Annotated in this window: 11 protein-coding genes and 1 pseudogene; 9 read left to right on the forward strand and 3 right to left on the reverse strand. The window is 55.6% G+C overall.

What is annotated here, in order from left to right; translation table 11 throughout:
- The 9 genes and pseudogenes from QZ377_RS09935 to QZ377_RS09975 form a co-directional block, all read left to right on the forward strand.
- Nucleotides 1–364: pseudogene (locus QZ377_RS09935) on the forward strand (UDP-N-acetylmuramoylalanine--D-glutamate ligase); the annotation flags it as partial.
- Between the two features lie 47 nt (nt 365–411).
- Complete coding sequence (gene ftsW / locus QZ377_RS09940; protein WP_291441015.1) at nt 412–1542, forward strand: putative lipid II flippase FtsW; 1131 nt, start codon at nt 412–414, stop codon at nt 1540–1542.
- Nucleotides 1521–2597, forward strand: a complete 1077-nt coding sequence (gene murG / locus QZ377_RS09945; RefSeq protein WP_291440997.1) for an undecaprenyldiphospho-muramoylpentapeptide beta-N-acetylglucosaminyltransferase — start codon at nt 1521–1523, stop codon at nt 2595–2597. The genes ftsW and murG overlap by 22 nt, the downstream gene beginning before the upstream one ends.
- A gap of 71 nt (nt 2598–2668) precedes the next feature.
- Nucleotides 2669–4042, forward strand: a complete 1374-nt coding sequence (gene murC, locus QZ377_RS09950; protein WP_291440998.1) for a UDP-N-acetylmuramate--L-alanine ligase — start codon at nt 2669–2671, stop codon at nt 4040–4042.
- Nucleotides 4035–4925 carry a UDP-N-acetylmuramate dehydrogenase gene (murB, locus tag QZ377_RS09955; RefSeq protein WP_291440999.1) on the forward strand — a complete coding sequence of 297 codons (891 nt, stop codon included), beginning with the start codon at nt 4035–4037 and terminating at the stop codon, nt 4923–4925. Before murC ends, murB begins: the two co-directional genes overlap by 8 nt.
- On the forward strand, nt 4910–5797 hold the full coding sequence (locus QZ377_RS09960) for an FtsQ-type POTRA domain-containing protein (protein WP_291441000.1): 888 nt from the start codon (nt 4910–4912) through the stop codon (nt 5795–5797). Before murB ends, QZ377_RS09960 begins: the two co-directional genes overlap by 16 nt.
- 51 nt (nt 5798–5848) lie before the next feature.
- Nucleotides 5849–7084 (forward strand): cell division protein FtsA, encoded by a 1236-nt coding sequence (ftsA, locus tag QZ377_RS09965; RefSeq protein ID WP_072311297.1) that lies wholly within the window; start codon nt 5849–5851, stop codon nt 7082–7084.
- Nucleotides 7085–7137: 53 nt separating this feature from the next.
- On the forward strand, nt 7138–8448 hold the full coding sequence (gene ftsZ, locus QZ377_RS09970; RefSeq protein WP_291441001.1) for a cell division protein FtsZ: 1311 nt from the start codon (nt 7138–7140) through the stop codon (nt 8446–8448).
- Nucleotides 8449–9233: 785 nt separating this feature from the next.
- A complete protein-coding gene (locus QZ377_RS09975) occupies nt 9234–10157 on the forward strand; it encodes a diaminopimelate dehydrogenase (protein ID WP_291441002.1) in 924 nt (307 codons plus the stop codon).
- Nucleotides 10158–10352: 195 nt separating this feature from the next.
- Here QZ377_RS09975 and QZ377_RS09980 read toward each other — a convergent pair whose 3' ends face one another.
- From QZ377_RS09980 to QZ377_RS09990, 3 genes are all read right to left on the reverse strand, one after another.
- The gene (locus QZ377_RS09980; protein WP_012624750.1) at nt 10353–10784 is read right to left on the reverse strand and encodes an ACT domain-containing protein; all 432 of its coding nucleotides are present in this window, start codon (nt 10782–10784) and stop codon (nt 10353–10355) included.
- 29 nt (nt 10785–10813) lie between these two features.
- Nucleotides 10814–11023 (reverse strand): twin-arginine translocase TatA/TatE family subunit, encoded by a 210-nt coding sequence (locus tag QZ377_RS09985; RefSeq protein ID WP_291441003.1) that lies wholly within the window; start codon nt 11021–11023, stop codon nt 10814–10816.
- A 216-nt stretch (nt 11024–11239) separates the two neighbouring features.
- Nucleotides 11240–12004, reverse strand: a 765-nt coding sequence (locus tag QZ377_RS09990) for a VCBS domain-containing protein (RefSeq protein WP_291441004.1), incomplete at its 5' end; no start/stop codon positions are given.

Genomic DNA, 12004 nt, shown 5'->3' on the forward strand with positions numbered 1-12004 from the left:
TTCCAAATGTACAACGGTTTCGTCTCTTAAAGTGGCCCTTGAAGCTTTTGATCGCCCCGTGCGTCTTTTGTGTGGTGGAAAATTCAAGGGCGGCGATCTTGCCGGGCTGGCGGATCTCGTCAAAAACCGTGTCAGCGAAGTGGCTCTTTTCGGGGCTGGCAGGGAGCATTTTGAACGCGCATGGCAGGGTCTTGTTCCCATGACCTGGCATGCCTCTCTTGAGCCTGCCGTAAAACATCTCGCTGCCTCGGCGCGCAGGGGCGATGTGGTGCTTATGGCCCCGGCCACCTCAAGTTTTGATCTTTACGCCAACTATGAAGAGCGTGGAAAGGATTTTAAGCGCATAGTGGGTAAGCTGTCATGAAAAACGCTTTTGCCGCAAAAGCCAAAACCAACAAGGCGCACAGCGCCATGGGCCGGGCCACGGAAAAAGGCCCCTTTGCGCCTTTTGACTGGTGGCTGTTTGCGATTATGCTCATTATCCTGGCCATTGGTCTTGTTATGGTGCTTTCGGCCAGCGGCATAGTGGCAGAGCAGGTCAATGGCGATAAATACTATTTTTTCAAGCGTCAGGTACTGTTTGCCCTGTTGGGGGGCATAGCCCTGTGGGGTGCGGCCCTCATGCCGCGTCAGTGGCTGTACCGCTTGCAGTATCCGGCTCTTTTTCTGGCCCTTTTGCTTTTGTTGGTGACCCTTTCACCTCTGGCTCCTGCCATTAACGGCGCCAAAAGGTGGATTCCCTTGGGGCCGGTGAATATCCAGCCAATGGAATTCGTCAAGATTGCCCTTGCCCTGTACCTGGCGTATTTCATGAGTTCCAAGCAGGACCTCATCAAAACCTTCAGCCGCGGCGTCATACCCCCGTTCGCGGTGACGGGTCTGTTTTGTTTCTTGCTGTTGCTTCAGCCTGACTTCGGCAGCGCCGTTGTACTTGCCAGTATCCTGTTTTTCATGTGCGTGGCTGGCGGAACCCGTTTTGTCTATCTTTTCTTCTCTCTGGCATTGGCCTGCGGGGGGGCCATGGCACTGGCCATTTCTTCTCCGTACCGTCTACGCCGCCTGCTGGCCTTTCTTGACCCTTTTCAGGACGCCCACAATACCGGGTATCAGCTTGTGCAGTCTCTGCTGGCTATCGGTTCGGGCAGTTTTTTTGGTGTCGGTGTAGGAGCCAGCAAGCAGAAAATGTTCTATCTGCCTGAAGCGCACAACGACTTTATCATGGCGGTGCTGGCCGAAGAAATGGGCTTTGTGGGCATGAGCGTGGTCATGGTGCTTTTTGGTCTGCTGTTTTGGCGCTGTTACAGAATTATTCAGGGGCAGCGCAACCTGCGTGACCGCTTTACTGCTTTCGGCCTTACCACCATACTTGCCATGGGCGCGGTCATGAATCTTGCCGTGGTTATGGGGGTAGCGCCACCCAAGGGCGTACCCATGCCCCTCATGAGCTACGGGGGCAGTAACCTGCTTGCGACCATGCTTTGCGTGGGACTGCTTATGAACTTTTCACGAACGGCGGACACATGGACATCAACATCCTCCTGACCACAGGCGGCACAGGCGGCCATATTTTTCCCGCTCTGGCCGTTGCCGAAGAGATTCGGCGGAAATACCCTCAGGCCAGGCTGCTTTTTGTAGGTTCGCTCTACGGGCCTGAAGCCCGTTTGGCCCGCGTGGCAAATATTCCTTTTGAGGGCCTGCCTGTGCGCGGTTTTTTGGGGCGGGGCCTGAAGGCTGTGGAGGCCGGTATGCGCATGACCTGGGCCGTTGGCAAGGCCGTTGGCATTGTCCGGCGTTTCAGGCCTGACGTGGTGGCAGGTTTCGGCAGTTATGCCGCCTTTGCGCCCATGCTGGCCGGACGGATGTTGGGCGTGCCGATCATGCTGCATGAGCAGAACGCCATCGCCGGGGCCAGCAACCGTGTGTTGGCGCGTCTGGCGCAGCGTATCTGCCTTTCTTTGCCGGACACCAGAGGCTTTGATCCCGCCAAGTGCGTTCTGACAGGCAACCCCGTGCGCGCCGGAGTGAGCGAAGCCGGGCGGTTGCCACGTGCTCGCGGGGCCAGGCGTCTGCTGGTGATGGGCGGCTCGCAGGGGGCGCACGCCCTGAACATGTTTATTGTGGAACACCTTTCTGCCTTCAAGGCTGCCGGTGTGGATATTCGTCACCAGACAGGCGTTGCGGACGAACAGGCCGTGCGCGATGCCTACATTGCTGCAGGGTATGACGCTTCCGCGGTTACGGCGTTTATTGATGATATGGCAGCGGCCTATGCCTGGGCTGACGTGGCCCTGTGCCGTTCGGGAGCGACCACTGTGGCGGAACTGTGCGCCGCCGGCTTGCCTTCGGTTCTGGTTCCTTTTCCCTATGCGGTTCACGACCACCAGACTCGCAATGCCGAAGTCTTGGCGCAAGGTGGAGCGGCCATTCTTGTACCGGAGCCGCGCATGATGGAAGAAAACCTTGCCCAGACGCTTGTCGGCCTGCTCAACGACAGCGGCGAGCGTACACGCATGTCGGCTGCCGCTCTTGCCGCAGCCCGGCCCGATGCCGCCAGCCGTGTGGTTTCTGTTTTGGAAGAGATAGCCCGTCTGCGCTGAAAGCGGTTGCGGGATGTTTTTATGGCGGACTGCCGCCTGTGAATTATCTAGACATTCTTTAAAGGTAACGCATGAACAGCAAGATTCGGCACATCCACATGGTGGGCATTGGCGGCGCGGGCATGAGCGGCATTGCCGAGGTACTGCTCAATCTCAAATACGAAATTTCCGGTTCGGATATGAGCGACTCGGCCGTTGTTCGGCATCTGCGTAACCTGGGCGCACGTATTGCGGTCGGGCATGCGGCAGAAAACGTGGGTGACGTGCAGGTGCTGGTCAAGTCCACAGCCATCAGCGACGACAATCCCGAGCTTGTGGAGGCCCGCAAGCGCAATATCGCCATTATCCCCCGCGCTGAAATGCTGGCTGAGCTTATGCGTCTGCGTCAGGGCATAGCCATTGCGGGTACGCACGGCAAAACCACGACAACATCGCTTACTGCTTCGATTTTTGATGAGGCCGGCCTTGACCCCACTGTCATCATCGGCGGGCGCCTCAACGTTTACGGAGCCAATGCCCATCTTGGGCATGGGGAATACCTGATTGCGGAGGCCGACGAATCTGACGGGTCGTTTCTTTGCCTGTTGCCCATTATCAACGTGGTGACAAACGTGGACGAGGATCACCTGGACCACTACAAAACGCGGGAAGCCATAGACAGTGCCTTTGTGCAGTTTATGAACAATGTGCCGTTCTACGGCCTGAACATTGTTTGTGGAGATGACCCCGGCGTGCTGGAACTTTTGCCGCGGGTAAAGCGTCCGGTGCTTACCTATGGTTTTGCGGAGGATAACGCCCTGCGCGCTGTGCCGCTGGAAAGCGGCAGGATCAGCCGTTTCCAGGTTTGGTTGCATGATGAAAAACTGGGCGAAGTCAGCCTGCCGCAGCCGGGTCGCCACAATATTCTCAATGCGCTTGCCTCTATTGGCGCTGCCATGGAGGTGGGCATCAGCTTTGAAAAATGTGCCGCCGGTTTGTGTGGATTCAAGGGTGTGGGACGTCGCTTTGAATTTAAAGGCGAAAAACAGGGGATTACTGTGGTGGATGATTACGGCCACCACCCTGCTGAAATCGCCGCAACCCTTGCCACTGCCCGCCAGGTTTTCGAAGGCAGGCGTATTGTGGCGGCATTTCAGCCGCACCGCTTCAGCCGCACCGAAGCCCACTTTGGCGAGTTTTGCAAGGTTTTCAACAATGTTGACCAGTTGCTGCTGACGGAAATTTACGCGGCCTCTGAAAATCCCATCCCTGGCGTTTCGGGGCAAAGCCTGGCGCAGGGAATTCGTCAGGTATCATCAACACCTGTGGAATATTTTCAGACGCTGGATGACCTTGCCCGGGCATTGCCGGACATTCTGCGGGCAGGGGATGTACTGCTGACCCTCGGGGCGGGCAATATAACCCGTTTGGGCCCGACATGGCTGGAAGGGCTTGACCATGCGTGAGATCGCTTCGCCGCAACTTGCCCAGCGCACAACGCTGCGTCTTGGCGGGACAGCTATTGCAGAGCTGATTCTTGAAGGCCCCGAGGATATTGCGCCGCTGTCGCGCCGTTTGCGCGCTTTGGGAGGGACCCCGGTCGTTTTGGGTGCCGGAAGCAATATTCTGGCCCAGGATGGTGACTTGCCGCTGGTTCTGATCCGGCCGCTTTTCATGCAGGGGCCGGAGGTGACGGGTGAAGAAGAGGGCAGGGTGCTTGTACGCGCCGGAGCGGGAGTACCCCTGCCGAGGCTTTTGCGTTTTTGCGCGGAGCAGGGACTGGCGGGACTTGAAGGGCTTGTGGGCATACCGGGTACCGTCGGTGGAGCCGTAGCCATGAATGCTGGTTCGTTTGGTGTTGAAACATGTGAAATGATTGAAAATGTGTTGATAGCCGATGGCAGTGGGGTGCGCACTGTTGCATCCAGCGCGTTGCAGTATGCCTACCGCAGCCTGTGTATTGATGAGAAAAAGAATGATTTTATCGTCTTGGAAGCCACATTTGGCTTGACCAGAGCAGCGAGGGATGGCATCACTAATCGCATGCGTCACAACTTTTTTGAGAAAAAGTCTAAACAACCTGTGACGGCCTGGAGCGCTGGCTGCGTATTCAAAAATCCCTCTGCGGAAATGCCTGCCGGCAAGCTTCTTGATCAGGCGGGATTCAAAGGAAAAAAAATGGGCGGCATGGCCTTTTCAACCCTGCACGCCAACTTCATGATCAATGAGGGCAGAGGTAGCGCGAAAGCGGCCCTGGCCTTGTTGCAAGAGGCAAGAGAAACTGTGCGGGAACGGTTCGGTGTAGTGCTTGAGCCCGAAGTCAGGATTATTCCATGCCTCTTCCCTTGAAAAAAAGCGCCCGCAAGTCCCGCAACGCGTACACGCGCGCCGCTGTGACGGGCAAAGGCAAAAAATCCGCAAAGCTTCGCATGCCGGCCTTTATGGCGGTGATTTTAAGCAAGCTGCGCGGGCTGGGTGGATTGAAAAGCCTGGCTGCCGTTACTGTGCTGCTGATCGGTCTGGGAGCCGTGCTTTCCGGTGTGTGCTTTGCATCGCTATGGCTGTACAACAAAGCCGTAACCAGCGACTTTTTTATCACCCGTCATGTAGATGTGGCCGGCAATGTACGTCTTTCACGCGATATGGTGTTGCAGTACGGCGACCTTAAGGAAGGCGATAACAGCCTGGCCGTCAGCATTGCCAAAGTAGAACGCAATCTGCGTCAGACCCCCTGGGTAGAGGAAGTTTCGGTAAAACGCCTTTTGCCCGACAGATTTGTGATAAAACTGAAGGAGCGGATGCCCTCCTTCTGGGTGCACAAGGAAGGTACCCTGTATTACGCCAATGAGCGCGGCATGATTATCGCGCCAGTGGAAAGCAAGAACTTCCTGTCGCTCCCCACCTTGCGGGTGGAACCTGGGGCCGAAGACGCCATCCCCTTTCTCGCCCGCCTGATGAAAGACATCCAAAACGGTATGCTGCCAGTGGAGGCAGGAGCTATTGCCTCCATTACCCTGAGTCCCGGCAGAGGCCTTGAGGTGTACCTGGAAGACAGGGAAATGCGCCTCTCCATAGCCACTGACGACTGGGAAGGCAATTTGGCCCGGCTGGGAGTGACTTTGGGCGACCTGGCCCGGAGACATGAATTGCGCAATGTGCGTGAAGTTCGGGCAGTTAACGGCAATGTATGGGTTTTGCTTAATCAGGCCGTGAAAAACTGATGCGGCGTGAACTATACGAGTGTGAAGAACAGGCGTTTCTAGGAGAATGGCATGAATAAGTCCGAGCTCATCGTCGGTCTCGACATCGGCACCACAAAGATCTGCGCGGTGGTGGGTGAACTTACTGAGTCGGGCCTTGTTGATGTGGTGGGCATCGGCACCAGCGTTTCCACCGGCCTTCGTAAGGGCGTGGTGGTCAATATCGAACAGACCGTGCAGTCCATACGCAAGGCTGTGGAAGATGCCGAACTCATGGCGGGCTGCGAAATCCACTCCGTCTATGTGGGTATTGCGGGCAGCCACATCATGGGCATCAACAGCCACGGCGTTATTGCCGTCAAGGGCGGCGAAGTCGCGCAAAGAGATATCGAGCGCGCACTGGACGCCGCCAGGGCTGTGGCTATCCCCGCTGACCGCGAGGTGATCCACATCCTGCCGCAGGAATATATCGTTGATAACCAGCGCGGCATTGCCGACCCCCTGGGCATGGCTGGCGTACGCCTTGAAGTAAAGGTTCACATTGTCACCGGGGCCGTGTCTTCGGCGCAGAACATTGTGCGTTCCTGCCACCGCAGCCAGCTTGAAGTGTCTGATATCGCTCTTGAGTCTCTGGCTTCGGCCAAGGCTGTTCTTACTGAGGAAGAGCGCGAGATCGGCGTGGCACTGGTAGACCTTGGCGGCGGTACTACTGATATCGCTGTTTTTGCCAATGATGCCATCAAGCATACGGCTGTTCTGGCCCTGGGTGGACAAAACCTCTCCAACGACATTGCTTTTGGCCTGCGCACCCCCATTGCCTCGGCTGAAAAAATCAAGCTCAAGTATGGCTGCGCGCTTGCCGACCTTGTGCGGCACGATGAATTTATCGAAGTTCCCAGTGTGGGCGGGCGCGAACCGCGCCGTCTGTCGCGTCAGGTGCTTGCTGAAATTTGCGAACCGCGCATGGAGGAGATCCTCTATCTTGTGGACCAGACGCTTGTGCGTTCGGGCTACAAGGACATGATCGGCGCAGGAGTTGTGCTCACCGGCGGCACCGCCCTTATGGAAGGCTGCCAGGAACTGGGCGAGCAGATTTTCAATCTGCCCACGCGTATCGGCTATCCGCGCAATGTGGGCGGCCTTAAGGATGTGGTTAACAGCCCCAAGTTTTCCACAGCAGTGGGCTTGTTGCGCTACGGCGCAGAAAAAGAAGTTTCCGGCCAGAAAAAGTTCACCACCAGAAGTGAGAGCGGCGTCTTTGATGGCGTGCTCGCTCGCATGAAAAAGTGGTTTGCTGATATTTCTTAAACAAACGACCTCAAACGGGCATTTGAGGACTGGTTAAAACAGGAGAGGAACCTATGTCTCAGTCGATCGTGGACGATATTGACACGTCTTTGGCCAGCAACGCTAAAATCAAGGTTATAGGCGTTGGCGGCGGCGGCGGCAATGCTGTGCAGAACATGATAGCCTCCGGTCTGCGCGGCGTGCAGTTTGTCTGCGCCAATACAGACGTGCAGGCCCTGGCCAAGAATGGCGCCTCTGTAAAAGTGCAGATGGGCGAAAAGCTCACCAAGGGCCTTGGTGCGGGCGCGAACCCTGCTATTGGCCGTGAAGCCGCAGTGGAAAGCGTCAATGCCATTCGTGAAGCCATCGGCGATGCAGACATGGTTTTTGTTACCGCCGGTATGGGTGGTGGTACGGGTACGGGCGCTGCGCCTGTGGTGGCCCAGGCCGCCAAGGAAATGGGCGCGCTCACAGTGGGCGTGGTTACCAAGCCGTTCAGCTTTGAAGGCGCCAAGCGCAAACGTGCCGCTGAAGCCGGGCTTGAAGACTTTAAGCAGCACGTGGACTGCCTTATCACCATTCCCAATGACCGCCTGCTGGCTTTTGCCCCCAAAAAAGCTCCTTTTGCTGAAATGCTGCAGAAAGCCAACGACGTGCTCTACTATGCCGTCAAAGGCATTTCGGATGTGATCGTGGGCGACGGGCTTATCAACCTGGACTTCGCGGACGTGCGTACAACCATGTCTGAAGCGGGGCTGGCCCTTATGGGAACGGGCATCGCTTCTGGCGAAAACCGCGCCCGTGAGGCTGCCCAGCGCGCTATTATGAGCCCCCTGCTCGAAGATGTGTCGCTGGAAAGCGCCAAGGCTGTTCTTTACAATATTACTGCTCCTGAGGACATTACGGCTGAAGAAATCGCAGAAATCGGCGATATCATCAGCGATGCCACACCCGAAGACTCCAATATCATTTTTGGTGTGGTTTTTGATGACAATATCGGCGATGAAATCCGGCTTACCGTCATTGCTACCGGCATTGAGGCCCCTCAGGTCATTCAGAGCCAGGCGCCGCAGGCTGCCACTGTGACCAACTTCCGCAAGCCTGGCCCTGACGCCGTCATGGCCGAGCCGCGCCGTATGGGCCGTCTGGCTCAACAGCCCGCGGAAGAGCATGATATGGGTGAAGGGCGTCTGCCGCGCGCGTCACGCCGTTCTGAGGTAGAGCGCTGGTATGACGAAAACAGCAACCGCCCGCCGTATCTCCTCAAGCGTGAAGTCGTGAATCAGGGCGCTCGCCGCCGTGCGCACAATCCTGGTCAGGAAGATTTTACCTATGATGAGGATGATTTCGAAATTCCTACCTTCATCCGCACGCAGGCCGACTAGGTAGTTGATCTGTCCGATACAAGATTTTCAGGGCTTGCCTCTTCGGCCCTGAAATGCCCGCCGGGAGGCCCATGGGGGGCCTCCCAGTGCGGGGCGTTACGCTCCGCTGATGTCCGTGAAACCTGGGTTTTGCGGGCTTTTTCTTTGCCTTGCAGTCCGCTGTATTCCGTTGAGTTCCGTTGACAGCCGTGACATTTCTGGGGCAACTATTGGGGCATCTGGAGCGCATAAAAATATGGCTGCCTCTAAATGCCTCCAAATCGCGCTACAAACAATCAGGTCAAAAGCGCTATTGCGGCATACAACAAAGCGACATGTAACTGGGCAAAGGGCCTGTTTTGTCATACACGTCTACGCGTTGCTTCCATACGTCGTATGGAGGATTGAATCGTGAACTCGTCGCATGTTTTGCGAAACAAAACATGAATCATGCGGTGGGGAGCAACGAAAAAACAATGGACACCTGCCAGATTTTGATTGATAATTCAGTAAGAAACCGCTGCCTGTATACTCTTTTGAGGTTATAGGGATTGCTTTTCCCATTGTGTTACGGTCTGTCGTTTTAGCGCGGATACGTTTATTGCGCCGGATAGGCATGGCTTTTCATCAAAGCCGGGTCATTGTGGGAGCTTACGCGGTAGGTTCCTTTTTTTATTTGGAAAGTTAGCTGAGTGGATTGTAACAGCCAGGACGCGTGACGGAATTTTTTTCAAGCGAGCAGGCCACCGCGCATAGAATTTACAATCTGCGGTTGCACATGAAAACAAAGAGGATAGGAGGAATATATGAGCACAATCAAGGTTGCAGTGCACGGACTGGGCAATATCGGCAAGGCTGTCATTGATTGTCTGCTTTGCGCCCGGGATTTTGATTGCCTTGGTGTCGTGAGGCGTGCTTCTTCCTTGGGTACCCAGTCTTTATTTTTGCAAGGAGTGCCGGACTACGCTTCCATTGATGCGTTGATAGCTGAGCGTGGCAGGCCGGATGTTGCAGTAATTTGTGGCCCATCCAGAAATGTGCCTGTGGACGCGCGCCACTATATGGAAAAAAATATCAGCACCGTTGACAGCTTTGATATCCACTCTGAAATCCCGCAAGTCGTCGCAGATCTGGACACGGTGGCCAAGGCTGCGGGCAGGGCGTGCATAACCGCAGCAGGGTGGGACCCGGGGACTGATTCTGTGCTGCGTGCGCTTTTTGAAGCCATGACGCCTGCAGGAACGACGTTCACCAATTTTGGCCGGGGACGTTCCATGGGCCACTCCGTAGCTGCAAGGGCTGTTTCCGGCGTGGAAAACGCCTGCTCCATCACCATTCCCATTGGTGGCGGCAAGCATTCGCGTCTGGTCTACGTTCTTCCTGCTGCGGGAGCTTCCTTTGCCGATATCAAGCAACGAATTGCCGCAGATCCCTATTTCAGCAATGATCCGTTGGATGTGCGTGAAGTTGGCAGCCAGGAAGAGCTGGATGCCGTGGCCGATAATTCTCATGGCGTGCTTATGGAACGCATCGGCGCTTCCGGAAGCGCTTCCAACCAGCGGCTGAGCTTTGACATGCGTATTGATAATCCGGCCTTGACTGCACAGGTTCTGGTTTCATGCGCACGGGCTGTCACGCGGCTGAATCCCGGTTGCCATACACTGATTGACGTGCCCCCGGTGGCTCTGTTGCCCGGCGACCGTATGAAAAATATTGCCCGGTTGGTTTGATGGCATCCCCAAAACGTGTGTGATTAAAGATACTCAGCCCGCAGTTTGCTAAAAATCCCCTTCCGGAAATGCTCCGGAAGGGGATTTTTTAATATCTTCATGCCTCTGGCAGGGCTTCTGTATAATACAACTTCGTGTCGCTTTACACAGTTGCACTGTCTGGCGGCAGCGCTATGATCTGGCTGCTCAGGATGATTATCTGGCGCAAAGACGAGCAGCGGGAATGATGGTGAAGTTGTTTGCCTGCAATACTTCAACGGCCTGATCGACCTTGTCAAAGCGAAAAATCATAACGGCGCTTTCTTCTTCGCGCTGAACAAAAGCATACATGTACTCAACATTTATGCCGTTGCGCGAAACAAGCTGGAGAACTGAATCAAGGCCGCCGGGGGCGTCTGTAACTTCTACAGCCACCACACTGGTGCGTCCCAGTGTGAAGCCCTTTTCTTTGAGTATGGTTTTAGCCTTTTCGTGATCGCAAACGATCATGCGCAAAATGCCAAAGTCCGAGGTGTCTGCAAGGGAAAGCGCCCGGATATTGATGCCTGCTTCGGCCAGGGCATGCGTTACTTCTGCGAGGCGTCCGGCCCTGTTTTCCAAAAAAACGGATAATTGCTCTGCTTTCATGACAAAATCCTTTATATCATCCGGCCGACTCAGGCTTTATGGCTGGTATCGTCATCAGTGGAAGAAGGCTTTTTGTCCTTTGGCGTGATGTCGATTTCATCAGGTTCGGAAGATGCGCGGCGGAAGTTGCGGATGGCTTTGCCAAGTCCGCCGCCGAGTTCCGGCAGCTTGTTCGCGCCGAAAACCAGCAGAACTACCACCAGTATGAGCAACAATTCTTGCATGCCAATGCCGAACATGCGGCAAGCCTCCGTTATGGGGTTGGGCTAAAAGCCGGGTTGCGCCTCAGAACATAAGCCGCACAGGCCCTGAGGTCAAGGCGGCATATAGCTGTTGCAAAGAATGGGGCGGTGTAAAAAAACACTGCGCACTCGTCCTGTTGCAGAAAAAGCATCGCGGGCCTTTTTCCTGTTGTCAGAAAAAAGGCCCGCGGCATTATAGTATCGCTTTTTTGCTTATATGCCTTCAGCCAGCGCCGCCTTGGCAACCAGTATGGTCATACTGTCGTTGCTAAAGGCCACATAGTCGTTGGACATGCTGCTTGGCGTCTGATCGGTGTTAACGTTCCAGTCAGAAGACAGCACTATTTTTTCGTTAGTGTTCAGGAGCACACCGCGGCTTTCAAGGTCGGCCAGGCTGGTCAGCCCCTTTCCGCCATCCGTCACAAAGATTTCTATGTTCTGGATGGTATTGGTGGCAGGGTTGGCAAACAGGCTGTCAAGGGTGTCTTTGTCCGCACCGATCATCATGTCGATGCCGGTGCCGCCATCCATAACCGTGTTGCTGGCGCTGAACACCAGCACGTCATTGCCTTCACCGCCATAGAGCTGGTTGCTGCCGGAACCGCCGTCAAGATAGTCATTGCCTGCGCCGCCGTACAGGATATCGTTGCCGTCGCCGCCGAACAGCGCCTCGTTGCCGATGCCGCCCTTGATGATGTCATCACCGCCGGAACCGAGCAGCAGGTTGTCTGAACTGTCACCATACAGGATGCCGGGAGTATCCAGCCCTTTAACGGTATGGTCGCTGTTGACGGTGATCTCAAGTTTGCTGTTCACAGTTTCCCATCCGTCATGCACGGTGGTGGTGAACGTTTCATTCAGCGTGCTGCCCTTGGCAAGATGCTGCACCGTGGTATTGCTCATATCCAGCTCATACGTGTACTGGCCGGTAGCGCTGTCAATGGTCAGGGTGCCGTACTGCCCCTGAAGGGTGATGGA

The sequence above is a fragment of the Desulfovibrio sp. genome (genome assembly GCF_019424165.1).
GTDB lineage: Bacteria > Desulfobacterota > Desulfovibrionia > Desulfovibrionales > Desulfovibrionaceae > Desulfovibrio.

Bases quoted from the DNA above. Each gene is read 5' to 3' on its own strand.
- QZ377_RS09960 (WP_291441000.1), top strand. From the start codon at position 4,910: ATGCCTCTTCCCTTGAAAAAAAGCGCCCGCAAGTCCCGCAACGCGTAC.
- ftsA (WP_072311297.1), top strand. From the start codon at position 5,849: ATGAATAAGTCCGAGCTCATCGTCGGTCTCGACATCGGCACCACAAAG.
- QZ377_RS09980 (WP_012624750.1), bottom strand. From the start codon at position 10,784: ATGAAAGCAGAGCAATTATCCGTTTTTTTGGAAAACAGGGCCGGACGC.
- murG (WP_291440997.1), top strand. From the start codon at position 1,521: ATGGACATCAACATCCTCCTGACCACAGGCGGCACAGGCGGCCATATT.
- ftsW (WP_291441015.1), top strand. From the start codon at position 412: ATGGGCCGGGCCACGGAAAAAGGCCCCTTTGCGCCTTTTGACTGGTGG.
- QZ377_RS09975 (WP_291441002.1), top strand. From the start codon at position 9,234: ATGAGCACAATCAAGGTTGCAGTGCACGGACTGGGCAATATCGGCAAG.
- murC (WP_291440998.1), top strand. From the start codon at position 2,669: ATGAACAGCAAGATTCGGCACATCCACATGGTGGGCATTGGCGGCGCG.
- murB (WP_291440999.1), top strand. From the start codon at position 4,035: ATGCGTGAGATCGCTTCGCCGCAACTTGCCCAGCGCACAACGCTGCGT.
- ftsZ (WP_291441001.1), top strand. From the start codon at position 7,138: ATGTCTCAGTCGATCGTGGACGATATTGACACGTCTTTGGCCAGCAAC.
- QZ377_RS09985 (WP_291441003.1), bottom strand. From the start codon at position 11,023: ATGTTCGGCATTGGCATGCAAGAATTGTTGCTCATACTGGTGGTAGTT.